This is a genomic window from Rhizobium leguminosarum bv. viciae (genome assembly GCF_012276115.1).
In the GTDB taxonomy this organism is placed as follows: Bacteria; Pseudomonadota; Alphaproteobacteria; order Rhizobiales; family Rhizobiaceae; genus Rhizobium; species Rhizobium leguminosarum_T.
Window position 1 is genome coordinate 175,508 of record NZ_WIEU01000005.1, and the last position, 26,746, is coordinate 202,253.

General features: G+C 60.6%; 23 protein-coding genes and 1 pseudogene. 10 read left to right on the forward strand and 14 right to left on the reverse strand.

What is annotated here, in order from left to right; all coding sequences use genetic code 11:
* Positions 1-54: 54 nt before the first annotated feature.
* Together GFM02_RS11885 and ppx are read left to right on the forward strand one after the other, a co-directional pair.
* Positions 55-2,217 (forward strand): annotated as a pseudogene (locus tag GFM02_RS11885) (RNA degradosome polyphosphate kinase); the annotation flags it as partial.
* 54 nt (positions 2,218-2,271) lie between these two features.
* Positions 2,272-3,789, forward strand: coding sequence for an exopolyphosphatase (ppx, locus tag GFM02_RS11890; RefSeq protein ID WP_020049393.1), 1,518 nt, complete (start codon positions 2,272-2,274; stop codon positions 3,787-3,789).
* Positions 3,790-4,083: 294 nt separating this feature from the next.
* On the opposite strand, the gene GFM02_RS11895 is transcribed toward ppx, so the two are convergent.
* The 5 genes from GFM02_RS11895 to GFM02_RS35455 all read right to left on the reverse strand — a co-directional run bounded on the left by GFM02_RS11895 (position 4,084) and on the right by GFM02_RS35455 (position 9,654).
* Positions 4,084-5,442, reverse strand: coding sequence for an esterase-like activity of phytase family protein (locus GFM02_RS11895; protein ID WP_020049394.1), 1,359 nt, complete (start codon positions 5,440-5,442; stop codon positions 4,084-4,086).
* Between the two features lie 106 nt (positions 5,443-5,548).
* Positions 5,549-6,610 carry an adenylate/guanylate cyclase domain-containing protein gene (locus GFM02_RS11900; RefSeq protein ID WP_020049395.1) on the reverse strand — a complete coding sequence of 354 codons (1,062 nt, stop codon included), beginning with the start codon at positions 6,608-6,610 and terminating at the stop codon, positions 5,549-5,551.
* A gap of 175 nt (positions 6,611-6,785) precedes the next feature.
* Positions 6,786-7,931 (reverse strand): ribonuclease D, encoded by a 1,146-nt coding sequence (gene rnd / locus GFM02_RS11905; protein ID WP_020049396.1) that lies wholly within the window; start codon positions 7,929-7,931, stop codon positions 6,786-6,788.
* 164 nt (positions 7,932-8,095) lie between these two features.
* On the reverse strand, positions 8,096-9,487 hold the full coding sequence (locus GFM02_RS11910) for a multicopper oxidase family protein (RefSeq protein WP_020049397.1): 1,392 nt from the start codon (positions 9,485-9,487) through the stop codon (positions 8,096-8,098).
* 32 nt (positions 9,488-9,519) lie between these two features.
* Positions 9,520-9,654, reverse strand: coding sequence for a hypothetical protein (locus GFM02_RS35455; RefSeq protein ID WP_263857686.1), 135 nt, complete (start codon positions 9,652-9,654; stop codon positions 9,520-9,522).
* A gap of 87 nt (positions 9,655-9,741) precedes the next feature.
* Between GFM02_RS35455 and aspS the strand changes: the two genes are divergently transcribed.
* The gene (aspS, locus tag GFM02_RS11915; RefSeq protein WP_026265137.1) at positions 9,742-11,532 is read left to right on the forward strand and encodes an aspartate--tRNA ligase; all 1,791 of its coding nucleotides are present in this window, start codon (positions 9,742-9,744) and stop codon (positions 11,530-11,532) included.
* A 63-nt stretch (positions 11,533-11,595) separates the two neighbouring features.
* Here the strand turns inward: aspS and GFM02_RS11920 are convergent, their stop codons facing one another.
* Positions 11,596-12,762, reverse strand: a complete 1,167-nt coding sequence (locus GFM02_RS11920; RefSeq protein ID WP_168262976.1) for a serine hydrolase domain-containing protein — start codon at positions 12,760-12,762, stop codon at positions 11,596-11,598.
* A gap of 66 nt (positions 12,763-12,828) precedes the next feature.
* Between GFM02_RS11920 and GFM02_RS11925 the strand changes: the two genes are divergently transcribed.
* Positions 12,829-13,470, forward strand: coding sequence for a TetR/AcrR family transcriptional regulator (locus GFM02_RS11925; protein ID WP_348643963.1), 642 nt, complete (start codon positions 12,829-12,831; stop codon positions 13,468-13,470).
* A 59-nt stretch (positions 13,471-13,529) separates the two neighbouring features.
* Here GFM02_RS11925 and GFM02_RS11930 read toward each other — a convergent pair whose 3' ends face one another.
* A complete protein-coding gene (locus GFM02_RS11930) occupies positions 13,530-14,717 on the reverse strand; it encodes a hypothetical protein (protein WP_020049400.1) in 1,188 nt (395 codons plus the stop codon).
* A gap of 235 nt (positions 14,718-14,952) precedes the next feature.
* On the opposite strand from GFM02_RS11930, the gene parC reads away from it, so the two are divergent.
* Positions 14,953-17,208: a DNA topoisomerase IV subunit A gene (gene parC / locus GFM02_RS11935; protein WP_020049401.1), complete on the forward strand. Its 2,256-nt coding sequence runs from the start codon at positions 14,953-14,955 to the stop codon at positions 17,206-17,208.
* Positions 17,209-17,365: 157 nt separating this feature from the next.
* Positions 17,366-17,824 carry an SRPBCC family protein gene (locus tag GFM02_RS11940; RefSeq protein WP_020049402.1) on the forward strand — a complete coding sequence of 153 codons (459 nt, stop codon included), beginning with the start codon at positions 17,366-17,368 and terminating at the stop codon, positions 17,822-17,824.
* Here GFM02_RS11940 and GFM02_RS11945 read toward each other — a convergent pair.
* From GFM02_RS11945 to hemB, 6 genes are all read right to left on the reverse strand, one after another.
* Positions 17,808-18,203, reverse strand: a complete 396-nt coding sequence (locus tag GFM02_RS11945; RefSeq protein WP_020049403.1) for a type II toxin-antitoxin system death-on-curing family toxin — start codon at positions 18,201-18,203, stop codon at positions 17,808-17,810. The two genes, GFM02_RS11940 and GFM02_RS11945, sit on opposite strands and share 17 nt — an antisense overlap.
* The gene (locus tag GFM02_RS11950; protein ID WP_020049404.1) at positions 18,203-18,424 is read right to left on the reverse strand and encodes an AbrB/MazE/SpoVT family DNA-binding domain-containing protein; all 222 of its coding nucleotides are present in this window, start codon (positions 18,422-18,424) and stop codon (positions 18,203-18,205) included. Before GFM02_RS11950 ends, GFM02_RS11945 begins: the two co-directional genes overlap by 1 nt.
* A gap of 57 nt (positions 18,425-18,481) precedes the next feature.
* Positions 18,482-19,369, reverse strand: a complete 888-nt coding sequence (locus GFM02_RS11955; protein WP_020049405.1) for a DMT family transporter — start codon at positions 19,367-19,369, stop codon at positions 18,482-18,484.
* Positions 19,370-20,146 (reverse strand): arginyltransferase, encoded by a 777-nt coding sequence (locus GFM02_RS11960; RefSeq protein WP_020049406.1) that lies wholly within the window; start codon positions 20,144-20,146, stop codon positions 19,370-19,372.
* Positions 20,147-20,339: 193 nt separating this feature from the next.
* Positions 20,340-20,798, reverse strand: coding sequence for an RDD family protein (locus tag GFM02_RS11965; protein ID WP_003547150.1), 459 nt, complete (start codon positions 20,796-20,798; stop codon positions 20,340-20,342).
* 103 nt (positions 20,799-20,901) lie between these two features.
* Positions 20,902-21,915, reverse strand: coding sequence for a porphobilinogen synthase (gene hemB / locus GFM02_RS11970; RefSeq protein WP_168270359.1), 1,014 nt, complete (start codon positions 21,913-21,915; stop codon positions 20,902-20,904).
* 233 nt (positions 21,916-22,148) lie between these two features.
* Between hemB and GFM02_RS11975 the strand changes: the two genes are divergently transcribed.
* The 3 genes from GFM02_RS11975 (at position 22,149) to GFM02_RS11985 (ending at position 24,195) form a co-directional block, all read left to right on the forward strand.
* Positions 22,149-22,586 carry a DUF6163 family protein gene (locus GFM02_RS11975; RefSeq protein ID WP_062940717.1) on the forward strand — a complete coding sequence of 146 codons (438 nt, stop codon included), beginning with the start codon at positions 22,149-22,151 and terminating at the stop codon, positions 22,584-22,586.
* Between the two features lie 128 nt (positions 22,587-22,714).
* A complete protein-coding gene (ldtR, locus tag GFM02_RS11980; RefSeq protein WP_003547156.1) occupies positions 22,715-23,230 on the forward strand; it encodes a transcriptional regulator LdtR in 516 nt (171 codons plus the stop codon).
* A 230-nt stretch (positions 23,231-23,460) separates the two neighbouring features.
* A complete protein-coding gene (locus tag GFM02_RS11985) occupies positions 23,461-24,195 on the forward strand; it encodes a hypothetical protein (RefSeq protein WP_168270361.1) in 735 nt (244 codons plus the stop codon).
* Between the two features lie 481 nt (positions 24,196-24,676).
* Here GFM02_RS11985 and GFM02_RS11990 read toward each other — a convergent pair whose 3' ends face one another.
* Positions 24,677-24,850, reverse strand: coding sequence for a hypothetical protein (locus tag GFM02_RS11990; protein ID WP_168270363.1), 174 nt, complete (start codon positions 24,848-24,850; stop codon positions 24,677-24,679).
* A 483-nt stretch (positions 24,851-25,333) separates the two neighbouring features.
* Here GFM02_RS11990 and GFM02_RS11995 point away from each other — a divergent pair, with 483 nt between their 5' ends.
* Positions 25,334-26,635 (forward strand): L,D-transpeptidase family protein, encoded by a 1,302-nt coding sequence (locus GFM02_RS11995; RefSeq protein WP_168270365.1) that lies wholly within the window; start codon positions 25,334-25,336, stop codon positions 26,633-26,635.
* The last annotated feature ends 111 nt before the right edge of the window (positions 26,636-26,746 follow it).

Below are 26,746 nucleotides of genomic sequence, written 5' to 3' on the forward strand. Positions count from 1 at the left end.
CGTCGTCAAACTGATATAATTGCCTTTGGCGATTGAAAACGGGGTAAGCGGACCATGGATAGTGCAGTCGCAGAACATCAGGAACTCACTCCGGAAATCAACGACAACACCCCCGCGCTGGAAGAGCTGCTCAAGAGCCCCGAGCGCTTCATCAACCGAGAATTCTCCTGGCTGCAGTTCAACCGCCGTGTCCTGGAAGAAACGCTGAATACCGAGCATCCGCTGCTCGAGCGTGTTCGCTTCCTGTCGATCTCGGCCGCCAACCTCGACGAGTTCTTCATGGTGCGTGTCGCCGGCCTCGAGGGCCAGGTACGCCAGAACATCGCCATCCGCAGCCCGGACGGCAAGACGCCGGCCGAGCAGCTCGATTCCATCCTGCAGGAGATCGACCATTTGCAGATGGAGCAGCAGGCCTCGCTCGCCGTGCTGCAACAATATCTCGCCAAGGAAGACATCCTGATCGTGCGCCCCGGCGCCCTGAGCGAGGGCGACCGCCAGTGGCTGGCCGCCGAATTCGAACAGGCGATCTTCCCGGTGCTGACGCCGCTGTCGATCGATCCCGCCCATCCGTTCCCCTTCATTCCGAATCTCGGCTTTTCGATCGGTCTGCAGCTCGTCAGCAAGAACGGCCGCGAGCCGATGACGGCGCTGCTGCGCCTGCCGGTGGCGCTCGACCGCTTTGTCCGCCTGCCGGATGATGGAAACACAATCCGCTACATCACGCTGGAAGATGTCGCCAACATCTTCATCCATCGGCTCTACCCGGGTTACGAGGTGCAGGGCTCCGGTACGTTCCGCGTCATCCGTGACAGCGATATCGAAGTCGAGGAAGAGGCCGAGGATCTCGTCCGCTTCTTCGAAACGGCGCTGAAACGCCGCCGCCGCGGCAAGGTCATCCGCATCGAGACAGATTCGGAAATGCCGGCGTCGCTACGCCAGTTCGTTGTCCAGGCGCTGAGCATCCCAGACAACCGCGTCGCCGTTCTGCCGGGTCTTCTGGCGCTGAACACGCTGTCGGAGATCACCAAGGCGCCGCGCGACGATCTGCGCTTTGCCCCCTACAATGCGCGATTTCCCGAGCGCGTCCGCGAGCACGCCGGCGATTGCTTCGCCGCCATCCGCGAAAAGGACATGGTCGTCCATCACCCCTACGAATCCTTCGACGTGGTGGTCCAGTTTCTTCTCCAGGCTGCGCGCGATCCTGACGTCCTGGCGATAAAGCAGACGCTTTATCGCACCTCCAACGATAGCCCGATCGTTCGCGCGCTGATCGATGCCGCCGAAGCCGGCAAGTCGGTGACGGCGCTGGTCGAGCTCAAGGCCCGCTTCGACGAAGAGGCAAACATCCGTTGGGCGCGCGACCTCGAGCGCGCCGGCGTCCAGGTCGTCTTCGGCTTCATCGAGCTCAAGACCCACGCCAAGATGTCGCTGGTCGTCCGTCGCGAGGATGGCAAACTGCGCACCTATTGCCATCTCGGAACCGGCAACTATCACCCGATCACCGCGAAGATCTATACCGATCTCTCCTACTTCACCTGCAATCCCGTCATCGCCCACGACATGGCGAACATCTTCAACTTCATCACCGGCTACGGCGAGCCGGAACCGGGTATGAAGCTCGCGATCTCGCCCTATACGATGCGCTCGCGCATCCTGCGTCACATCGAGGAAGAGGTCCAGCACGCCAGGAACGGTGCGCCGGCGGCGATCTGGATGAAGATGAATTCGCTTGTCGATCCCGACATCATCGACGCACTCTATCGCGCCAGCCATGCCGGCGTCGAGATCGATCTTGTCGTGCGCGGCATCTGCTGCCTGCGTCCGCAGGTGCCCGGCCTTTCGGAAAAGATCCGCGTCAAATCGATCGTCGGCCGCTTCCTGGAACACAGCCGCATCTTCTGCTTCGGCAACGGCCACGGTCTGCCGTCCGACAAGGCGTTGGTTTATATCGGCTCGGCCGACATGATGCCAAGAAACCTCGATCGCCGTGTCGAAACCATGGTTCCGCTGACGAATCCCACCGTTCACGAGCAGGTCTTGTCACAGATTATGCTCGGCAACGTGATTGACAATCAACAAAGCTACGAGATATTGCCCGACGGTACGTCGCGTCGCATGGAAGTGCGCAGGGGCGAAGAACCGTTCAATGCGCAGCAGTATTTCATGACCAATCCGAGCCTGTCGGGCCGTGGTGAAGCTCTGAAGTCCAGTGCGCCGAAGCTGATCGCCGGTCTGCTCGAAGGCCGCAACAACAAGTAATACTGGACCTAAATGGTTGAATCTGAAGCCCAGGGGCGCCTTCCGGGGATCGCCCCGGTCTCCGTCGTCGATATTGGATCGAATTCGATTCGTCTTGTCGTCTACGAAGGCATGTCCCGTTCGCCGACCGTCCTCTTCAATGAAAAGGTCCTCTGTGGCCTCGGCAAGGGCGTAGCCCTTACCGGCAAGATGGATGAAGACAGCGTCAGCCGGGCTCTGGCGGCGCTACACCGTTTCAAGGCTCTGTCCGACCAGGCGCGCGCCGCCACCATGTATGTGCTGGCGACGGCGGCCGCGCGCGAGGCGAGCAACGGTCCCGATTTCATCCATCAGGCAGAAACCATCCTTAACCGAAAGGTCCGCGTGCTCTCCGGCGAGGAGGAGGCGAAATTCGCCTCGCTCGGTATCATCAGCGGTTTCTATAATCCTGACGGCATTGCCGGCGATCTCGGCGGCGGCTCGCTGGAGTTGATCGATATCAAGGGCAAGGAGGTCGGCAAGGGCATCACGCTGCCGCTCGGCGGCCTGCGCCTGTCGGAATATGCCGGCGGCTCGCTTTCCAAGGCTCAAACCTTTGCCCGCAAGCAGCTGAAGACGGCAAAGCTGTTGTCGAAAGGCGAGGGGCGCACCTTCTACGCCGTCGGCGGCACCTGGCGAAACATTGCCAAGCTGCACATGGAAATCACCCATTATCCGCTGCATATGATGCAGGGCTATGAGGTGTCTTTCGAAGCGATGATGCTGTTCCTCGAACAGGTGACCGCGCGCGATTCCAGGGAACCGGCGCTGCAGGCCGTTTCCAAGCACCGCCGTTCGCTGCTGCCCTTCGGCGCTATCGCCATGAAGGAAGTGCTGAGCGCGATGAAGCCGTCGGTGATTTCCTTCTCGGCGCAGGGTGTGCGCGAGGGATATCTTTATTCGCTGTTGTCGGAGTCCGAACGCCGCCTGGACCCGCTGCTTGCCGCCGCCGGCGAACTGGCGATCCTGCGTGCCCGTTCGCCGGAGCATGCCCGCGAGCTGGCGGAATGGACCGGCCGCATGATGCCCCTTTTCGGCATCCAGGAAACCGACGAGGAAAGCCGCTACCGTCAGGCCGCCTGTCTGCTGGCCGATATCAGCTGGCGCGCCCATCCTGACTATCGCGGCCTGCAGGCGCTGAACGTCATCGCCCACTCTTCTTTCGTCGGCATCAGCCATCCCGGCCGCGCTTTCATCGCGCTTTCCAACTATTACCGTTTCGAAGGCCTGCATGACGATGGCGCCACCGGCCCGCTGGCGCAGATTGCCACGCCACAGCTCATCGAGCGCGCCAAGCTGCTCGGCGGCATGCTGCGCGTCGTCTACCTCTTCTCGGCCTCGATGCCCGGCATCGTCAAGAACCTGATCTTCCGCAAATCCTCGAGCCCGGACCTCGACCTCGAATTCGTCGTGCCTCCCGAGTATCGCGATTTCGCCGGCGAACGCCTGGACGGCCGCCTGCAGCAGCTGTCGAAGCTGACGAACAAGCGGTTGGCATTTCGGTTCGAATAGGTCTGATTTGCGGCCGTTGTGCCGTATCAGCCCCCCTCTGCCCTGCCGGGCATCTCCCCCACAGGTGGGGAGATTGGCTGGGCGCAACGGCTTCCCCAAACAATCAGCGATTCAGCTCGGCTTGACGTTTAAGATGCGGGAAGGTCATGCCACTTGTGATCTCCCCACCTGTGGGGGAGATGCCCGGCAGGGCAGAGGGGGGCACACACGGCATGCCGCCAAATATCCAACTGCCATAAACAAGAGGGCGCCGCCTTCGCGCCGCCCTCTGCATTTCACACCAGAATTCCGAACCTACTTCGCGTTCAAAAACTCGCTAACCTCAAGCAGGCTGAACTCGTTATTGTCGGCCTTGTCGACGGCGCGGCCGGCCGAGAAGGGCAGGTTGTTGTCGTTGCCGATAATGATGTGCGTGGCGTCGACGCGGTCGACGTTTTCGATCGTCACGAACGGCATGTCGTAGACGCCGTCCTTGCTGCCGGCCTTCTTCTTGTTGTCGGGATCCTGGATGTTCATGAGGTCGATATAGCCGATCTTGCGGACAGCCTTGCCGACATTGGCATCGTTGAACTCGATCTTGTAGACGCGCTTCAGCACGGCCGGAGCTTCGAAGCAATCCGGCTTCGGCTGCTTCGGGTCGGCGCAGGCCTTGTCCGTCGTGCCGGCGCCGTTGTCGCGCTCGATGACGAGAGCGGTCGTGTCGTCGAGCATGTTGAAGTCGCCGATCGACACACCCTTGTCCTCGAATGGATAGAGCCAGCTGCGGCCGGTCCACTTCTTGGAGGCGACATCGAACTCGATGACGCGGATGGCGGTGTGGCCGTCGACCGTTTCGACCGTGCCGTCATCCTTGTAGATGGCGCCTTCGAGCAGGCCGTAGAGCTTGGCGCCGTCCTTCGACATGGCGAGGCCTTCGAAGCCGCCGGAGCGCTTCAGATTGAAGACCGGCATCTTCGCAGCCGGGTTGGCCGGAACCGAGAGAAGCGGATTGTCGGGCGAAAGCACCGGTTTACCATCGAGCGTCGTTGGGATGACGTTGGTGAGGCGCCCTGACGTGTCGAACTTCAGGATGTAGGGACCGAATTCGTCGCCGAGCCAGAAGCCGTCGGCAACCGGCTGGATCGATTCGATGTCGAAGTCGGCGCCGGTGAGATAACGCGTGTCGGAGCCTTCGAGAACGATCGGGAACGGAGCGATCTTGTTCGGATCGGAGAGAAAGAGGTTCTTGACGACTTCAGCCTTGTTGCCGGCCCAGTCGAACTTCATCTGGTGCAGGAAGAGCATGGAGTCCGACGAATTGGACTTCGAGCCGAAACCGTTGTCGGAGAGCGTCCAGAAGGTGCCGTCGGCCATCGTCTTGACGCCGGAGAAGCCCTGGATCGGCTGGCCGTCGAAGGGAAGCTTCAGATCGGTGATGCGGGCGCCGTCCTTGCCGGGAACGGTGCCGAGCGCTTCGGTGCGTTTCCGGTCCGGCGTCGTAAACTTGCCGGAATGCTTGAGGAATTCGGGGGCGTCGGCCGGCGCCGGAACCATGGTGTTGGCAGGCAGCATCGCCTGGCCGGCGAGCTTGGCCGGGAACTGCTGCTGGTCGGCCGAAGCGGAGCCCGCGACCAGGATGAAAAGCGATACGGAAGCAAAAAGGACGTTCTTCATAATATCCCCGTGGAACGGATTGCAAAGGCCTTCCGCTTAGCAGGGCTTCCGTGTCAGCGAATTGACGGTTGGGTGAAGCTTTGGTGACGTGAGGTTAAGACCGTGCTCAGCCGTGCAGAATGACCGCCGGCGTGTTCAGCACGGTGACCGCGCGCGAGGAAAGCGCCATGACGCCGAGCGCCTGGCCGCGTCCCTTCACCGCATGGGTGCCGAGATCCTCGCAGGATATGTCGTCGGGAAATTTCATGCGCCTGGCAAGTTCGCTGGAGATCAGCACCGATCGGTTCAGACTGCGGCAGAGCGTCTCCAGTCGGGCGGTGGTGTTCACCGTATCGCCGAAATAGCTGATCTTGTGATGGTCGACGCCGATTTCGGCAGTGATGATCTCGCCGCCGTGGAGGGCGGCGCGGAGCTTCGGCACCTGCCCGTAATTCTTTCGCCAGCCGGCGGCATTGGCTTCGATATCGGCGAGGATATCGAAGATGCAGCGCACGCAACGCGCATCCTTGACGCCGCGGGCAAGTGGCCAGGTGATGATCGCAGCATCGCCGACATAGTCGTTGATCATGCCCTTGTTACGCCTGACGGGCTCGGCGAAGGTCGCAAACAGCGAGCTCAGCAGTTGTTGCGCCCTGAGGTCGCCGTGCTTCTCGGCAAAAGCCGTCGAATCGACGAGGTCGATGAACAGGAAGACGCGCTCTTCCTTGACCGGATTGCGGTAGCGGCTGATGAGCATGCTGAGGAAAACTTCACGACCAAGCAGTTCCCGCACGCGCAAGACGAAGATCAGCATCGTGCAGACCGCAAGCGCATAGAGGAAGACTTCGAACGGCATGATGACGAGGTCGAAGAGCGACACCGGCTTCACCATGCCGAGCCACCAGAGCAGCAGGCCGGCGCAGGCAAAGCCGATGCTCATCAGGATTTCGTAGATCAGCAGCTCGGTGATGATGAAGGCGAAAGTCGGCAGCTTCTGGATGCGTCTGTAGAGTGCTCGAAACAGCACCTTGCGCTCGAAAGCGAGGATCGGCATGCCGATGAAGAGCGCGAAGATCGCCCCGATGATCGGCGTCTGATTGGAGTAGAACATCAGATCATAGATGACGCCGCTGGCCGCAAGGACGATCGTGATCAGGATCCAATTCTGTGTCGGAGATATTTCCCGCATGCCGCCTCTGCGCCGTGATGTTTCTTCCCGCCATTGTTTCAGGCCGGAAAAAACCGTCAAGCGAATTCGAAATTACAGCGCCGCGCGTCTTTTTCAGACGGCGGCGCTGTAGCATTTGAATGACTGCATAATCTATCCTTAAATCGATGCCGATTTAAGGCGTGATGCAGTCGCCTCAGAGGCTGACGGTTTCGACCTTCCGGTCGACGAAGCGCAGAGCGATCGCGCCCTGGATCAGTTGCAGTGCCGGCTCGCCGAAAAGATCGCGCCGCCAGCCGTGCAGGGCAGCGACTTCGGCCTTCTCGCCCTCGGCGGCGATCTTGTCGAGATCTTCGCTATTGGCGATCACCTTGGGCGCCACGCCGTGTTTTTCCGAAATCAGCTTCAGCAGCACCTTCAACAATTCGACGGCAGCAGCGGCCCCTTCGGGCGCCTGCGCCTGGCGTGGCACATGCGGCATATCGGCCTTCGGTAGAGCTAGCGCGGTGTTGACGGCCTCGATGACCGCGGCGCCGGAAGTCGAACGCTCCCAACCTTTCGGAATGGTGCGCAGACGGCCGAGCGCCTCGGTATCCTTGGGCTGTTGCTGGGCGATCTCGTAGATCGCATCATCCTTCAGCACCCGCGAACGCGGCACGTTGCGAGCCCGCGCCTCGCGTTCGCGCCAGGCGGCGACAAATTTCAGGATCGCCAGCTCCTGCGGCTTGCGCAGGCGCATCTTCAGCCGCTGCCAGGCATCGTCTGGATGCATGTCGTAGGTTTCGCGCGACTCGAGAATGTCCATTTCCTCAGACAGCCAGGAGATGCGGCCTTCGCGCTCGAGTTCCGCTTTCAGCGACAGGTAGACGTCGCGCAGGTGGGTGACGTCGGCCAGCGCATAATCCAGCTGTTTGTCCGAGAGCGGCCGGCGGCTCCAGTCGGTGAAGCGCGACGACTTGTCGATATGGACGTTCTTGATGCGGCTGACCAACTGGTCATAGGAGACGCTGTCGCCGAAGCCGCAGACCATGGCGGCGACCTGCGTGTCGAAGATCGGATGCGGTATGAGATTGCCGCGATTGAAGATGATTTCGATGTCCTGGCGCGCAGCATGAAAGACCTTCAGCACCTTCGTATCAGCCATCAGCTCGAAGAAGGGGGCAAGATCGATGCCCTTGGCCAGCGGATCGACGAGGACTTCCGTCGTCGGGCTTGCCATCTGGATCAGGCAGAGCTCCGGCCAGAAGGTCGTTTCGCGCAGGAATTCGGTGTCGATGGTAATGAAGTCGGACTTGGCCAGCTCTTTGCAGGCGGCCGCCAAATCGGCGGTGGTTTCGATCATATCATTTCATTCGCAAGGAAAAGGTCGGTTAAACCTTCCTTCTCCTTTCGGTTCGATATGTCAATACAACAGCATACGCTTCGAGCATTGCTGGCTAAGAATCACGTCCAAACTGAGGCACGGCGCGATGCACGGCGGCAATCTCGGTGAAAGTGCAGGCAGTCTCAGCTTACCCTGAGATAGCTCGTCATTCCCGTCTTCTGGTGCTCGATGATATGGCAATGCAGCAGCCAGTCGCCGGGATTGTCGGCGACGAAGGCAAGCTGCACTTTCTCGTCCGGCTGAATGAGATAAGTATCGGAGGTGAGCGGCATCACTTTCCGCGTCGAGGAGGAGATCACCGTGAAGCTCATCCCATGCAGATGGATGGGATGGGCATGCGGCGTGGCATTCTCCAGATTGAAGACATAGCTCTTGCCGAGCTTCAATTCCGCAAGCGGCACCGTCGGATCGGGCGTGTCGCCCGGCCACGGCATCTTGTTGATGGCCCAGAAACTGTAGCCGAGCGTGCCGCAGATGCTTTCGGCGCTAGCATTCTCGGCAGTGGCGCTCAGCACCAGCGGGATCTGCTCGGCAGCAGTTAGATCGGCCTTCGGGACGCGGTTGTCGACAAGCGGCCCGAGATCGCCGATATCGCGCTTCAACGATGATCCGACCGCGCGCAGGCTGGCGATCGTCTTCGGCGCCGTACCGCGGATATCCTCGAGCGTCGCGACGGCGTCTTCATCATCCGGCATGCGCACGGCAAGGTCGAGCCGTTGGCCCGGTCCGATCTGCAGCAGGTCGAGGGAAAAGCGCTTCGGCACCGGATTGCCGTCGATCGCAATCACGGTGGCGTCGGCGCCTTCCATCTTCAGCGAGAAGATCCGCGTCACGTCGGTGACGGCGATGCGCAGCCGCACCAGACCGCCGGCCGGCGCGTCGTATCGCGGTTCCTGGTGCCAGTTGGCGGTGCGCACCGTGCCGTAGGTGCCGGTCTTGGCAGCGTCGCGCGGCCGGAAGGGGGCGATGAATTGTCCGTTACCGCCGAGCCGCCAGTCGCGCAGGTTCAGCACCACCTCGGCATCGAATTGCGGATCGGCCGGATCTTCGACGACGATGACGCCTGTCATCCCATGCCCCATCTGCGTCAGCGTGTTGCAATGCGGATGGTACCAGAAGGTGCCGGCATCGGGCGGCGTGAAGGCATAGTCGAAGCTGTCGCCGGTATAGACGTAAGGCTGCGTCATGAACGGCACGCCGTCCATGCGGTTGTCGATGCGAAGCCCGTGCCAGTGGATCGTCGTCGGTTCGTCGAGCCCGTTTTTCAGCCGCACCGCATAAGGCTGCCCCTTCCTCATCCTGAGAATCGGCGGCATGCCGTCATGGCCCCAGCTCATGATATCCCTGGTCGGTCCCGCCTCGGTCAGCATGGCTTCGGTCTTCACCGCCGTCAGCAGCTGCGGCTCGGGAGCCGCCTCGGCAAACCCGAATTTGCCGGCAATGCCGATGCCGACGCCATAAGCGCCCGCAACGGCGGATGCCTTCAAAAGGTTGCGTCGGCTAAGGAGAGGCATGCGGATGCTCCACGGTGAGAATGCCGATCCTTTTAAAGTTGACCGGCGGCTTCAGCAATACGGGAAGCGCGGCCAAACTGCCGCAGCATACCGGTCGCAGCCTCGCCATAAACGCGCGTCAAACGCTCGGCCGCGCGCGCCAAGCCTTGACAAATCGGAGCGTCCATGCGCTTTTCCGCCCGATTTTCTTGTCGGCGCTTGAGGGTCTTGGAACCCTTGCTGCCGTCTTAAGCCACATGCCAGGATTTGAGATCATGCATCGCTATCGCAGCCACACATGCGCCGCCCTCCGCAAGTCGGATGTCGGCTCGACCGTCCGTATTTCCGGCTGGGTTCACCGCGTTCGCGACCATGGCGGCGTTCTCTTCATCGACCTTCGCGACCATTACGGCATCACCCAGGTCGTCGCCGATCCGGACAGCCCGGCCTTCAAGATGGCGGAAACCGTGCGCGGCGAATGGGTCATCCGTATCGACGGCCTCGTCAAGGCCCGCACTGAAGATACCGTCAACAAGACCATGGCAACAGGCGAGATCGAGCTCTACGCACAGGAGATCGAAATCCTCTCCGCCGCCAAGGAATTGCCGCTGCCGGTCTTCGGCGAGCCGGACTATCCCGAAGACGTCCGCCTGAAGTATCGTTTCCTCGATCTTCGCCGCGAAACGCTGCACCGGAACATCGTCAAGCGCACCCAGGTCATCTCGGCCATGCGCCGCGAAATGGGCAATGTCGGCTTTACGGAGTACACGACGCCGATCCTGACGGCCTCCTCGCCGGAAGGCGCGCGCGACTTCCTCGTGCCGTCGCGCATCCATCCCGGCACCTTCTACGCGCTGCCGCAGGCGCCGCAGCAGTACAAGCAGCTTCTGATGGTTGCCGGCTTCGACCGTTATTTCCAGATCGCGCCGTGCTTCCGCGACGAAGACCCGCGTGCCGATCGCCTGCCGGGTGAATTCTACCAGCTCGACCTCGAAATGAGCTTCGTCACCCAGGAAGACGTCTGGGACACGATGGGTCCGCTGATGACAGGCATTTTCGAAGAGTTCGCCGAAGGCAAGCCGGTCACCAAGGAATGGCCGCGCATCCCCTATGACGTGGCGATCCGTAAATATGGTTCGGACAAGCCGGACCTGCGCAACCCGATCGTCATGCAGGCCGTGACCGAACATTTCGCCGGCTCCGGCTTCAAGGTTTTCGCAGGCATGATCGCCTCCAACCCGAAGGTCGAGATCTGGGCTATTCCGGCCAAGACCGGCGGTTCCAGAGCGTTCTGCGATCGCATGAATGCCTGGGCGCAGTCGACCGGTCAGCCTGGCCTCGGCTACATCTTCTGGCGCAAGGAAGGTGACAAGCTCGAGGGCGCCGGCCCGCTTGCAAAGAACATCGGCGAGGAGCGCACCGACGCGATCCGTACCCAGCTCGGCCTCGATGACGGTGACGCCTGCTTCTTCGTTGCCGGCGATCCGGCGAAGTTCTACAAGTTTGCCGGTGAAGCCCGCACCAAGGCCGGCGAAGAGCTGAACCTTGTCGACCGCGACCGTTTCGAACTTTGCTGGATCGTCGACTTCCCGTTCTTCGAATGGAGCGAGGAAGAAAAGAAGGTCGATTTCGCTCACAACCCGTTCTCGATGCCGCAGGGCGGCCTCGATGCGCTTCAGAACCAGGATCCACTGACGATCAAGGCGTTCCAGTATGACGCCGTCTGCAACGGTTTCGAAATCGCCTCGGGCTCGATCCGCAACCAGTCGCCGGAAACCATGGTCGCCGCCTTCGAGAAGGTCGGCCTCAGCCAGCAGGATGTCGAAGACCGTTTCGGCGGCCTCTACCGCGCCTTCCAGTACGGCGCGCCCCCGCATGGTGGCGCCGCCTTTGGCATCGACCGTATCGTTATGCTGCTCGTCGGCGCGAAGAACCTGCGCGAAATCTCGCTCTTCCCGATGAACCAGCAGGCCCAGGACCTGCTGATGGGCGCGCCGAGCCCGGCAGCGCCGACGCAGCTGCGCGAGCTCTCGATCCGGCCGATCCCGCCTGTCAAGAAAGACTGAGATCATCTGATCCAAAATGCAAAAGCCCGGCAAATCGCCGGGCTTTTCTGTTGGTTCGGTCACTCACAATGCCGCGTAGATCGCCTCGCGAAGATCGACCGTGAATTTTCCCCACATGCCTTCAAGCGTCGTGTTGGTCAGCGCAATGACGGTCAGCCCGTTGACCGGGTCGATGAACCAGCTATGGCCGTAGACGCCGCCCCATTTCAGCGTGCCCTTGGGGAAGGGGACGCCTGCCTCGGCCGGATTGGTGATAACAGACCAGCCGAAGCCAAAGCCGGAGCCGGGTTCGTGCCGCTGGCGCTGGCCGTCAGCCTGGTCCGTCGTCATCATCCCTACAGTTTCGGTCGAGAGCAGCGGTGCGCCACCCCTACGGATGGTGTCGAGTATGGCCAGGATATCACCCGCCGTTCCCGCCATGCCGGCGCCGCCCGAATGATAGGAAGCGGGGTCGAAGATGCGGTTCGGCGCGAAGCGGATGGGACCCATCAGCGACGTCACCAGCGCAGTCTCGCCCATCAGCGCCGGTTCGGGTGAAGCGTCCATATAGGCCGCTGCCAGCCGGCTGTGGTCGCGAACCGAAAACGCGGTATCGGCAAGTCCAAGCGGTTTCGTCACCAGTTCGGCGACGGCCGCGCCCAGCGGCACGCCTGTTTCCGCCTCGATGACGCCGCCCAGAACATCCATGGCGACGGAATATTGCCAGTCGCTGCCCGGCGCGAAGCGCAGTGGCGTGCTGGCGATCCGCCGCAGGTTCTCGGCCAGCGGCAGCCCGGGTTTGTCGAGGCCGTCGGAAACGCCGGCGCGGGTATAAGAATCGTCCTCTTCGAAGAAGCTGTAGCTGAGGCCCGACGTATGGGTAAGCAGGTGGCGGATGCGAATGGTTGCTTCACTGCCGTCAGGCAGCCTCGGCCGGAAGCCCGGCAGCCATCTCGTCACCGGGTCGTCGAGCCCGATTCTTCCCTGCTCGACGAGCCGCATTGCGGCGATGGTGACGATCGGCTTGGTGATGGAGGCAAGCCTGAAGATGGTGTCCTCGCGCATCGCCAGACCGCTTTCGCGGTCGGCAAGGCCGGCGGCGCGGCGATGGACGATCTCTCCGTCGCGGGCGATAAGCACCACCGTTCCAACAAGCCGTTTGTCGTCGAGAGCACTTGTGATGGCCGCATCGACTGCAGCTGCAAGCGATGAATTCCCGTCGGCGTCTGCCATTTCGAGGGGAAGACTCATCAGATTAAACCTTCTATAATCACAATGACCGTTCCTGAATACAGAAAGCTGCCTCGAATTTCTAGAGTGATCATTGTGAAAAATAGCCGAGACGTGGAAAATTCTACCGCCCGCCGCCGCGGCCGTCCGCCGGCCTTCGACCGCGAGACCGTTCTCTCGGCGGCGCGCGAGACTTTCTGGGAGCATGGATATGAGGGCGCCTCGATCGCCGATCTCACTGCCGCCATGGGTATCACGCCGCAAAGCCTCTATGCCGCCTTCAACTCGAAGGCCGATCTCTACCGCGCCGCGCTGGAGCAATACCGAGGGCTGGGCGCCGACACTTTTTCCGCGCTCGGCGAGCCGATCGACACCGTCTCCGCCTTCGAGCGCATATTGCGGGGCTCGGCTGAGATTTTCTCGGCGCTGGAGCATCCGAAAGGCTGCATGATCTCGACGGCTGTGCTGAACTGCGCCAGCGAGAACGAGGTGATCGCCGACCATGTTGCGGCGCTGCGCCGTCGGTCGCTGGACGCTTTCGCGGCGAGGATCGAGCGTGGCATCCACGAGGGCGACATGAAGCCACAGACGACTCCCCGCGCGCTGGCACGGTTCCTCGGTGCCATCATTCAGGGCATGTCGGTGCAGGCGAGGGATGGCGCATCGCTAGGGGAGTTGCTTGATATCGCAGTCCTCGCCATCGCCGAGGTCGCCCGTCATCGCGCATGAAAACGAAAAGGCCCGGCAGTACCGAACTGCCGGGCCTTTTCGTCGCGAGATCGAAGCGATCAGTCGTTGGCGGTAACCTTGACGCCAAGCACCTGCGGCAGCGTGTTCGGAGCGCCCATGGCGGCGCCCACGATCGTCGGGAACGGCACCGGCTTTTCAGGAGCGGCCTTGACGGTCAGGCTCTTCGGATCGTCGAGGAAGGTGTTGACCGCAGCCGAAATGGCGTTTTGCAGTTCCGGGATATTGAGCTGCGCCAGCATGATCGGCGTCATCGCCTTCAACGAATCCGCCATCTGCTGGCCGGATATGTTCTGCTGTGAACCGGCATAATCGAGCGCGCGCTTGGTGATCGAGGCGTCTTCGAAACGCACCTGCGCGGCCTCGAAGGACAACTGCTGCATCAGGCCGAGCATGGCAAGGCCAAGCGCTTGTTGCGACTCTTCCTTGTTCGGGTTGGCTTCGGATTGCTTCATCGCATCCTGCAGCGACTTCACGAAGGCCATCGTGTAGCCCGAGATCTTGAAGCCAAGGTTCAGCTTGCCGATGTTGGTGAAGTCGAAGGCGAATTCCGAAATGTCGATCGTGCCGGGGGCAAGTTCCCAGGCACCCTTCATGGTGATGTCGCCCTGGATGTGCTGCAGGGCCAGCTTCTCGATCGCGTCCTTGCTCTGCGGATCCTCGGCTTTGCTGAGATCGGCTTTCATGCTTTTGAAGGCGCCGTCGAAATCGAAGCCGGATTCGTCTTCGCGCAGCGTCAGGTTGACGTCGCTTTCGAGCACCGAGAACAATTCCGCCCCATCCTTGACCACCTTCAGCGGGCCGGTATGGGCAGTTTCGTAGAGCATCATGGTATCGAGCGTGTCGCCGCCCGGCGTTGCCGGGATCGAGATGCCGCCGAGCGTCAGCTCCTGCGCCGTGACCGTGACGCCGTCTTTCGTGGTGTTGATATCGGGGAAGGCGGCCTCTTCGATGTAATAGCCGCCATCCTCGTCTTCTTCGACGCCGGAAAGCGTGACTTCGCCCACGGCCAGGCTTTCGCCGCCGGCCGATTTGACGCTGACATTCTTCAGCGTCGCGGTCGTGCCGTCGATATCGACGCTGTCAGCCGAAATCGTTCCGCCTTGTGCGGCATAGGCGGCATTGAGCTTCTTCAGCAGATCGGCACCGTCGAGAGCGAAAGCCGAGCCGGCAAGCGATAAAAAGGCTGCGCTCGATAGCATCAGCCGCGTTGTCCGGTAAAAGTTCATGGGGTGATTCCTCTGGTGGCGTGGTGGCGGTTGGAAATCTGCAGTGACGCTACTACGGATTGGACCTGCTTTATATTTGCCGACCTCTAAATTTTTGTTGAGAGGAACGGCAAACGAAGTCCAAATTGCGGCGGAACGCTTGTCTCGTCCTTTGATGCTAGTCCCAAGACTTCATCCACAGCCGTAATGGCCTGGATTCCTTGCCCGCAGGCCGCTTCTGAGCTAGTCAGAACCTATGGGACAAGAGATTTTGCCGCCTTCAGGCGGAGACGACGATCATATCCAGCCGGTCGACCTCAAGGCGGCGCTCGAGCAGCGTTACCTTGCCTATGCGTTGTCGACCATCATGCACCGCGCCTTGCCTGACGTGCGCGACGGGCTGAAGCCTGTCCATCGCCGCATCGTTTATGCGATGAACGAGATGGGGCTGAGGCCGAACTCGGCCTTCAGGAAATGCGCCAAGATCGTCGGCGAGGTGATGGGTAACTACCATCCGCACGGCGACCAGTCGATTTACGATGCGCTTGCCCGTCTCGCCCAGGACTTCTCGCAGCGCTACACGCTGGTCAACGGCCAGGGCAATTTCGGCAATATCGACGGCGATAGCCCCGCCGCCATGCGTTACACCGAATCGAAGATGACGGCGGTTTCCGAACTGCTGCTCGAAGGCATCGATCAGGATGCCGTCGATTTCCGCGACACTTACGACGAATCGAATTCCGAGCCGGTCGTCCTTCCCGGCGCCTTTCCGAACCTGCTCGCCAACGGCTCTTCCGGCATCGCCGTCGGCATGGCGACCTCGATCCCGTCGCACAATGCTCACGAGCTTTGCGACGCCGCCCTGCATCTGATTAAACATCCCGATGCGACCGTCGAAAAGCTCGTCGAATTCATTCCCGGCCCGGATTTCCCCACCGGCGGCATCATCATCGACAACCGCGACAGCATCATCGAGAGCTACCGCACCGGCCGCGGCGGTTTCCGCGTGCGGGCGAAATGGCAGACGGAAGATCTCGGCCGCGGCGGTTACCAGATCGTCATTACCGAAATTCCCTTCCAGGTGCAGAAATCGCGGCTGATCGAGAAGATCGCCGAGCTGCTGATCGCCCGCAAGCTGCCGCTGCTGGAAGATATCCGCGACGAATCGGCCGAAGACATTCGTGTCGTGCTGGTGCCGAAGACCCGCAGCGTCGATCCGACGATCCTGATGGAATCGATGTTCAAGCTGACGGAGCTCGAAAGCCGCTTCCCGCTCAACATGAACGTGCTCTCCATGGGCCGCATCCCGCGGGTCATGGCACTGAACGAGGTGCTGAAGGAGTGGCTGGATCACCGCCGCGAAGTCCTGCAGCGCCGTTCGCGCTTCCGTCTGGCGGCAATCGACAGACGCCTCGAAATCCTCAGCGGCCTGCTGGTCGCCTACCTCAACATCGACGAGGTCATCCGCATCATCCGCGAGGAGGACGAGCCGAAGCCGGTGATGATGGCGCGCTGGGATCTCACCGACAATCAGGTCGAGGCGATCCTCAATATGCGGTTGCGCGCCTTGCGCAAGCTGGAAGAGTTCGAGATCCGCAAGGAATTCGACGAACTCACCAAGGAGAAGGGCGAGATCGAGGCGTTGCTTTCCTCCGACGACAAGCAGTGGCAGACGGTCGCCTGGGAAATCGGTGAAGTGAAGAAGAAATTCGCCAAGGCGACCGAGGTCGGCCGCCGCCGCACCCAGTTTGCCGACGCGCCCGAGACCGACGAGGAAGCAATTCAGCAGGCGATGATCGAGAAGGAACCGATCACCGTCGTCATTTCCGAAAAGGGCTGGATCCGCGCGTTGAAGGGCCATATCGCCGATACGGCGGCGCTGACCTTCAAGGAAGGCGACGGCTTGAGGATCGCCTTCCCGGCGCAGACGACGGACAAGATCCTGATCGTCACCACCGGCGGCAAGGCCTTCACGCTCGGTGGCGACAAGCTGCCGGGCGGCCGCGGTCACGGCGAGCCGCTGCGCATCATCGTCGATATGGATAACGACCAGGCGGTGCTGACCGCTTTCGTCCATGATCCCTCGCGCAAGCAGCTGATTGTCTCGACAGCCGGCAACGGCTTCGTCGTTCCCGAAGCCGAGCTGGTCGCCAATACCCGCAAGGGCAAGCAGATCATGAACGTCGCGCTGCCCGAGGAAACGCAGCTGCTCGTGCCCGTCAGCGGCGACCATGTCGCCGTTGTCGGCGAAAATCGCAAGCTGCTGGTCTTCCCCTTAGCGCAAGTGCCGGAAATGTCGCGCGGCAAGGGCGTGCGTCTGCAGCGCTACAAGGATGGCGGTATTTCCGATGTCCGCTGCTTCGCGATATCGGACGGCCTCGTCTGGGAAGACAGCGCCGGCCGCACCTTCATGAAGAACAAGGACGAACTTGCCGAATGGTTGGCCGACCGCGCCACCGCCGGCCGTACCGTGCCGAAGGGTTTTCCGCGCAGCGGCAAATTCGCCGGCTGAGGCCTAAAAATTCCGCGCCCTCTCTTGGCGGGCGCGGCAATGCCTCTATCTCAATCCTGTTAGCAAAAATAAGAGAAGGCCGGCTCCGAAGGCGGACGGAATGGCCGTGGCCCGTGCGCTTGGGGAAAGTGCGCGCGCCCTTAACGGAGGAAAATCGATGCCCGCCAGCACCATCAAATTGCATGTCAGCCACACCTACAAAGCGCCGCCCGCTGTCGTCTACGACGCCTGGCTCAACCCCGAAATCGCCCGCCGTTTCCTGTTTGCGACCGATGACGGTCATGTCATTCGCGCCGATATCGATCCGCGTGTCGGCGGCCGTTTCTTCGTCGTCGACCGCCGCCCGACCGGCGACGCTTTTCATCAGGGCGTTTTCCTGGAATTGAAGCGCCCGCAGCGCATGGTCTTCAGCTTTTCCGTCGAGGAGCATGATCACAATTGCGACCGCGTCGAGATCGACATCGAGCCTCTCGACGGCGGCAGTCGTCTGACACTGACCCATGAAATGTGCGCCGAATGGGCCGAACAGGAGGAAAAGACTCGGAAAGGTTGGGCTCATGTGGTCGAGGGGCTTGGCAGGGAACTGGAGCAGCAGCAGTTCAAGGCGACGGGTTGAGCGGTATGCAGAAATCCCGCAGGAAGCGGGTCGCACCTTCTTCGTCGATCTCGCCGGCGGCGACGGCAAGAACGAAAGCGTAGAGATTGGCATCGGTCGTTTCGATCTCGTAGCCGTTTTCGAGAAGGAACACACCGGCGGTTACGATCGCGATCCGCTTGTTGCCGTCGACGAATGCGTGGTTGCGGGCAAGACCAAAAAGATAGGCGGCGGCGAGTTCAATGACGTTGTCGCAGCCGTAATTTGCCTTGTGCATCGGCCGGCCGAGAGCCGATTCCAACGTGCCTTCGTCACGCAGTCCTGCGAGGCCGCCGAACCGCTCGATCTGCATTTTCTGCAGGCTCTCCACCAACGGTCTCGTCAGGAATTTGAAGGCCATTATTCGGCCAGCTTTTTCAAGGCGACCTTATATTTGTCCATGAAATATCGCGCCGCCTCGAGCTGACGAGACAAATCCTCGTCGGCCGGTTTCAACGTGATGCCGCCGTTTTCCATCTGCAATTCCAGGGAATCGCCGGCCTTCAACCCAAGACGGTCGAGGGTTTCCTTAGGGATGATAACACCCTCGGAATTTCCGATCTTGCGGATTGTGACGTTCATCGCTTTGTCCTCTGTGGTAACGGAGTTATAACATGAGGTCGAGCAGACGACAATGTCTTAACCCGCCATTTGCCTGATGCTTCTTCTTTGCACCATCCAGACGGAATGCGCTGCGATCGCCATCACCAGGATGCCGCCGCCGACCAGCGTCATCGGCGCCGGCGTTTCCGCAAAAATCAGCCAGACCCAGATCGGTGCGAGCACGGTTTCGAGCAGGTAGAACATGCCGACCTCCGGCGCGGAAAGGTAACGCGGCCCGGTCGCCAGACACCAGAGGGCAAGCGGCATCATGACCGCGCCGTTAAAGAGGATCCAGGCCGGATGCTCGATCGAAAAACCGCCTGCCGGCATGATTGAGATCAGGCCGATCGCCGCCGGCAGCACCGTCGAAAGCAGCGAGACGAAGCCCATCTCCCGGCGGGATGCGCGGCTGATGGTGATGGCGGCGGCAATGATGAAGGCGGTAAGCAGGGCCATGGTATCGCCGAAGAGATGGCCGCCCGAAAGCCCGTCCCGCACGATCAGGCCGACGCCGAAGATCATCGCCGCCATGGCGATCAGCGTTGCCGGCGCCGGCCGCTCCTTGAGGAAAATCCAGGAAAGAAGCGCGGCGAACATCGGATTGAAGGCGACGATGAAAACGACATTGGCCGTCGAGGTGTTGAAAACGGCGAAAAGGAAGACCACCGTCGTCAGGCCGTAGAGCAAACCGGTGACGAGGCCCGGCCAGCCCGGCACCAGCAGCGGCCAGCGCCCATTGGCGATCCTGAGCACTGTGGCGACCAGAAGCGTCACGCCAAGGGTCGCGATGCTTCTTACGGCCAGGATCGACCACAGCTCGCCGTCGGCGAGCCTCATCAGCGGGATATCCACGGAAAGCGCCAGCCCGCCGATCGTCGTCAGCAGCAGGCCCTTCCGATGGTCGGAAAGAGCGGTGGGGAACATTCAGTCGTGGGTGCTCTCGGGCATGGATGAGGGATCGAAGCGTTCCCAGCCGCGCGGGGTCAGATGCTCCTGAGGCTGGAAGCGCGTCTTATAGTCCATTTTCCGCGACCCTTGAACCCAGTAGCCGAGGTAGACATGCGGCAGTCCCAACGCTTTCGCGCGCCTGACATGATCGAGAATCATGAAGGTGCCGAGCGAACGCCGCTCGAGTGCCGGATTAAAATAGGAATAGACCATCGACAACCCGTCGCTCATCGTGTCGGTCAGCGCAGCGCCAAGCAGCTCGCCCTTCGGGCGCTGCTCCAGTCCCGAGCCTTCCTCACGCAGGCGATATTCGATGATCCTCGTATTCACATGCGTGTCTTCCACCATGATTGCATAGTCGAGTACGGTCATGTCGGACATGCCGCCCTGCTGGTGGCGAAAATCGAGATAGCGTCGGAAGAGCGAATATTGCTCGCTGGAAGGCTGGGCCGCGAATTCGGTGGCGATGACGTCGGAATTGGCGGCAAGTACCCGCTTCATCGATTTCGTCGGCTCGAATTCCTGGGCGAGAATTCGCACGGAAACGCAGGCGCGACAGGATTCGCAGGCCGGGCGATAAGCGATGTTCTGCGAGCGGCGGAAACCGCCCTGCGTCAGGATGTCGTTCATCTCGGCGGCGCGCGGGCCGACCAGATGGGTGAACACCTTGCGCTCCATCTCATGCGGCAGGTACGGACACGCAGCCGGAGCCGTCAGATAAAACTGCGGGGATGGCGTTGTCTGCGTATTCATTTGTCGCGGAAATTTCCTTATCGAGACCGTGCCGTTTCCTGACAGCATGACCTAAGAATAAAAAACGTCAACAGCGGGGCGCGTTTCGCCCTTCATATCAGTCTTCTAATTTTAGATATGGAGCGCCTGCACCCACCGGCAAAGGGAGGGCGGAGACTTTATTTGATCTCCGCCCGGGGTCGCAGTTAGGGTCTCAGGCCGTGCGCACCGTCGCCGTGCCCACAAGCAGGTCGTGAACGAGACGGCTGCGTTCGATGAACAGGCCGGCAAGCAGAATGAGCGGCGTCAGCACCGAGTTGAGGATCCAAAACAGAGCCAGATGCACGATCGCTGTCATGAAATCCATCGGCCGTCCGTCGACGCGCACGATCGCAATTCCCATGGCGCGCATGCCGAGCGAGGCCTGGCTCGGCCCGCCCACCGTCAGGCCGAAGTAAATGCCGGCGACGATGACGAAGAGGGCAGGGTAGAGAAAGAAGCCGAGCCCCAGCGTGACGATCGACAGGAAGAACAGCACGATCGCCGCGGGAATGCAGAGCAGCGCCACGATGACGTAGTCGAGGATGAAGGCGAAGACCCGGCGGCTCAACACGCCGCTATAGGCGCGCCAGTCCTCCGGTGCGGCATAAAGCGGATTGGGGTTGTAGCTCATCTCAATCTCCTCAGGAAAAACGATGCCGCTGATATGGTATCGGTAGGGCCAAATGCAATAATCTGCCCTGGGTGCGGATGATTTTAGGCCGGATCGGCCAGAATCAGCGTTTGCTGAGAATCCTCGCCACCTCGACGGCGAAGTAGGTGAGAATACCGTCGCATCCCGCCCGCTTGAACGACAGCAGCGTTTCGAGCATCGCCCGCTCGCCGTCGATCCAGCCATTCATCGCCGCCGCCTTGATCTGCGTATATTCGCCGGACACCTGGTAGGCGAAGGTCGGCAGGCCAAAGGCTTCCTTCATCCGCCAGCAGATGTCGAGATAGGGCAGGCCGGGCTTGACCATCAGCATGTCGGCGCCTTCCTCGACGTCGAGGGCCGCGTCGCGGATTGCCTCAGTGCCGTTGGCGGGGTCGATATAATAGGTCTTCTTGTCACCTTTCAGCAGCCCGCCCGTCGAGATCGCCTCGCGATAGGGACCGTAGAAGGCGGAGGCGAATTTCGTCGCATAGCTCATGATGCCGACGCTCTGGTGGCCGGCCGCATCGAGCGCCATGCGGATCGCGCCGATGCGTCCGTCCATCATCTCAGACGGCGCGATGATGTCGGCGCCCGCGTCCGCCTGCATCACGGCGGCGCGCGCCACCTGGTCGACGGTCTCGTCGTTGACGATCTCGCCGCCTCTGAGAATGCCGTCATGGCCGTGGCTGGTGAAGGGATCGAGCGCGACGTCGGTAATGACGCCGATATTTGGCACCGCCTTCTTGATCGCCGCCGTCGTCTGATTGATCAGGTTGTTGGCTTCGAGGCTGTTCGAGCCGGTCTCGTCGCGCAGTTCCATCTCTATATTCGGAAAGGTGGCAAGCGCCGGAATGCCGAGGCCGGCCGCTTCCCGCGCGGCTTCGACGGCCTTGTCGATGCTCATGCGGTTGACGCCGGGCATGGCCGGGATCGGATCGATGATGCCGGAACCCGGCACGATGAAGATCGGCCAGATCAGGTCGTCGACCGTCAGCCGGTTCTCCTGCACCAGCCGGCGGGTCCAGTCCGCCTTGCGGTTGCGCCGCATGCGGCGATGGCCGGTGATGTCGTCGACGAGATGAGTCCTGTCCTGCATGATATCTGTCCTTGGCCCATTCCATTTATCGGAGCGCTCATTATCATGGCGCCTGGAAAATCCAAACCGGACGATTGGCCGCGGCGGAAGAACCTCTGGCGCATGATGCCGATAATCGGAATCGATTTTTCGGGGGTATGCGCAAACTCAAAGTGATAAAGCGTTCTCCAGCGCGTCTTTTCAGACACGCGGCGTTCTTTATGAAGATGCAACCCCAAACCGATGTCTGCGCTATGGAAACCGATACCCCGACGATACCGAAACGCACACTGGCGGATATCCTCTTCATTCTCTTCCTGAGACTGGTTGCCTTATCCTGCTTCTGGTTCGGCCTGCAATATTGGGCGATGCTCGTCGGCTATTCGCTGGTCGGCGCCGGCCGCTTCGATCTTTTGAGCCTGCCGTGGAAGGTGGCGAGCACCAGCCTCGCCGTGCTCTTCCCCGTCGCCTCCCTCGGCCTCTGGCTCACCGTCTCCTGGGGGCCTGTCATCTGGGTGCTGGCCGCCGGCGGACAAATCCTCATGTATGGCCTGCTGCCGGATATTTTCGGCCCCAACCAGCTGATCATCCTGCTGCATGTCATCGTCGCCGTGGTCTACTTGATTTTCCGCCTGCTGCTCTGGCTGGAAAAGCGCCGGCATCGCCGCCAGGTAAGTGTTGATTTACCCTGAGACAACGTGGAGTTACCGGTAAGGCTCCGTTAAGCCTGCGGTTTAAGTCGAATTTTATATGTATTCGATAGGGTCTCACTCAAGGCGGGAAGAAAACACACCGCTAAACAAACAGTGAGGCAGTCAATATGAACACGAAAATCAAGCCGCAGGCGGTATCGACCTTCCGTGACCAACAGGACCACGACATCCGTGATCTTTACATGGAATCCCTTCATCTCGTTGAACGTCTGCACCGTCGTCTTCTCGACGTCATCAAGGACGAATTCGACCGTCAGGGTCGCAGCGACGTCAACGCCATCCAGGCGCTGCTCCTTTTCAACATCGGCAATTCCGAGCTGACCGCCGGCGAGCTGCGCTCGCGTGGCTACTATCTCGGCTCCAACGTCTCCTACAACGTCAAGAAGCTGGTCGATCTCGGTTTCATCAACCACCAGCGCTCGCGCATCGACCGCCGCTCGGTCCGCATCAGCCTGACCGAAACCGGCCAGGACATCGCCGAAACGGTGGCCAAGCTCTATGAACGCCACATCGCCTCGATCGACAAGGTCGGCGGCATCGGCACCGACGAGTTCACCCAGATGAACAAACTGCTCCAGCGTCTGGACCGTTTCTGGAACGATCAGATTTTGTATCGCCTGTAACCTGCCAAGCCTGTTCCCTGCAGGCTTGTTAGGACCTCCCTACCGGCACGACGAGGCGCTACGGTGTGCAAGAATGCACGCGGTGGCGTCCGTTTGCGTCTCGGCTATATGCCTTCGTTTTGGGATGCTAGAGCTTACCGGGATTGCGCGAGAGGGGCGCGCGAAGCGCGGGTGCTTGTAACTCTAGGAATGGTTGGTAGAGATAGGCGTATCAGAAGTTGGGATGCTCCATGGCAAACAAGCCTGCCAAGAAGAAATTGTGCTTTGTCGTTGGTCCGATCGGTGATGACGATAGTGACGATCGAATCCACGCCGACTGGCTACTCGAGGACATCATCACTCCGGTTTTTGACGAGCACTTCGAGGATTTCGAGGTTACTCGCGCCGATAAGATCTCCAATCCAGGCCAAATCACCTCACAGGTGATTACTTCGCTTCTCGACGCGGAACTGGTGATCGCTGACCTGACTACCCTCAATCCTAACGCCTTCTACGAGATCGGTATTCGTCATGCGATCCAAAAGCCGATCATCCACATGCACCTGGAAGGCCAGCGGATACCCTTCGACATCGCGCCGTTTCGGTCGATCAAGTTCTCGCGCCGGAGGCCTGTCGATATCCGGGTAGCGCGAACGGCTCTGCTTGCTGCTGTGCAAGAGGCGACGAAGGATGACCACGAGGTCGATAACCCGGTGACTTTCTCGCGTGGTAAGGTTGAGTTTGAAAAAACTGCAACACCGACAGAAAGGCTCCTAACGGACCAAATAGGTGACGTTAGAGCCCGCCTGGAGTTCATAGAAGGTTACGTCGCCGGCGGTGTTACTATTTCCCGTAACACGATAAATTACGACAGCTTAGAGGGGAGCAATGTCAACAGGCTGCTCGCGCTTCCACGCAAGATTGCCATCGTCGTGCGCGCGATCCCGCAATACGTCGGGAACCACCTTCCTGAAGATGGTCGATGAATGGGCGTCTAAGGCGTTTGAAAGCTTTAATTTGGAGCCGAGCGATCAAACCGGTCGCGAGATCGTAATTTCAGTCACCGATACCCGCGAACACAGGGGCAGGGCAGAGATGTTTCGCGAGGCATACCACACTAAAGAGATCCAAGTCAGCGTCGGTTACCCCAAAGACGAATGAAAAAGCGCCCCGCACGCATTACCGGGCCGGAGGCAGTGAACCGCCATTCGCGGGAGGAGGCGGGGCGGGATTGGTCGGAGAGTTTTAACAAGCTCTCCGTGGCTTGGTGGGTCGCTTGCGACTTTCCCGCAGCGAGAGGTGGTGGAGCCCCCTTCCACTAGTTGGGCGCAATCCAACAGACTTTTATGCGGACGCACGCACTCATTACGGGTCGCGTAAGAGTCTATCTGCCTGTTGACCCTCATTGGCCTTTGTCGCCGTGGTAGCCAATTTGCACAGGCAGGCTGTCGGATGATTGCGCTTAGTTCAGCTCACCACATCAAAGGCTTTCCAGCCAATGCAGCGGCATTCTGCGATGGCACATTTCTCGCAAGGGCGCTTGATGTCCTTGGCGCGTTTGGCAGTCATCCGAGGAGGCATTTCGGGGAGTTCAAACTGCTCCTCGATATCCTTGCGGAGATGATTGGTGGGAATGTTCATGATGGAGCTCCGTATTTGGATGCACCTGAATCACTCGCCCGAGCAGCGCAATCAACTCAGACCGAGCTTCTGGAGGGGAAAGTCACGCCATCCGATTTGCCGTTTTGCATCTGCGTGGCATCTTTGCAACGCAGGGCAGGCCAAGCGGTCTCGCGTGTTTTCAAGCCGTTTTTTAGCCGTTATTAACCGGCACGCTTTACCCCGTCATATGGTTCGTTGCGTCCTGTTTCCGGCAGTCGGTAAGTCCGTCTTCCCACTGACAACACGAATTGGCCATATTGGTGTGGCAGCGGAAGGCTTAACAACCGGCGCTTTCAATAGACCGATCAGGAATGTTCAGGCTGCCGCATCGCAATCTTGTGATGGGGCAAGCGAAATTTTTCGGTGCGCCGGGACAACGAATGGACTGGGATCTGCGTTAAAGCGCAGTGATATCGCAAAGGCCGCAGATTCTCTTTATAGCGGCATTCAGTGGTTGGGACTATGTCGAAGAAAAACGGAATTGAAGCTCTCTCGCGCCGCGCTTTCCTGGCGTCCGCGGCAACGGTTGGCGCCAGCGCGCTTGCCGGGCCGGCATTCGCGCAATCGGCGCTCGATACGCTGATCAATGCGCCGCGCCGCGGCAACTGGGACGACCAGTTTGACGCCAAGGCGGCTTCGCGCACGGCGACCGCCATGGTTTCCAACACGCCGATCCTCGGACCGCAATCGGTCGCGAGCGCGCAGCAGGCAATTATGCAGTATCAGCAGATCGCCGCAGCCGGCGGCTGGCCTGAGGTCAACCCCGGTGACCAGCGCCTCCAGCTCGGCGTCAGCTCTCCCGCCGTCCAGGCGCTGCGCCAGCGCCTTGCGATCACCGGCGATCTGCCGCGCGAGGCTGGCCTGTCCAACGCCTTCGATTCCTATGTCGACGGCGCCGTCAAGCGCTTCCAGGCGCGTCACGGCCTGCCGGCCGATGGCGTTATCGGCGAATTCACGCTGAAGGCGATGAACATCCCTGCCGATGTCCGCCTGCAGCAGCTGAACACCAATGTCGTCCGTTTGCAGACCTTCCCTGAAGACTTGGGCCGCCGTCACCTGATGGTCAACATCCCTGCCGCCTATGTGGAGGCTGTTGAAGACGGCAGTGTCGCGACGCGCCACACCGCGGTTGTCGGCCGTCTCAGCCGCCCGACGCATCTCGTCAATTCGAAGATCTACGAGGTCATCCTCAATCCTTATTGGACGGCACCACGCTCGATCGTCGAGAAAGACATCATGCCGCTGATGCGCAAGGATCCGACCTATCTCGAAAAGAATGCCATCCGCCTGCTCGACGGCAAGGGCAATGAAGTCGCCCCCGAGACCATCGACTGGAACGGCGAGGCGCCGAACCTGATGTTCCGCCAGGACCCCGGCAAGACCAATGCCATGGCGTCGACGAAGATCAACTTCTACAATAAAAACGGCGAGTATATGCACGACACGCCGCAGCAGGGTCTGTTCAACAAGCTGATGCGCTTTGAATCGTCGGGCTGCGTCCGCGTTCAGAACGTGCGCGACCTGACGAACTGGCTGCTGCGCGAGACCCCCGGCTGGAACCGCCAGCAGATGGAGCAGGTGATCGCAACCGGCGTCAACACGCCGATCAAACTCGCTGCGGAAGTTCCGGTCTATTTCGTCTATATCTCTGCCTGGGGCATGCCCGACGGCATCGTCCAGTTCCGCGACGACATCTATCAGATGGACGGCAATGCGGAGCTGGCGCTCGACACCACGGCTGGCATGGAACAGCCGGTCCAGTAAGCGGCGACCTCTGCATCGCAATTCGAAAACCGCGCTTTTTTCGGCGCGGTTTTTTTATGGGCGGTAGAGGCACATCCTCGATGTGGTCGCTGGTATCGGCGCACCGCAGTC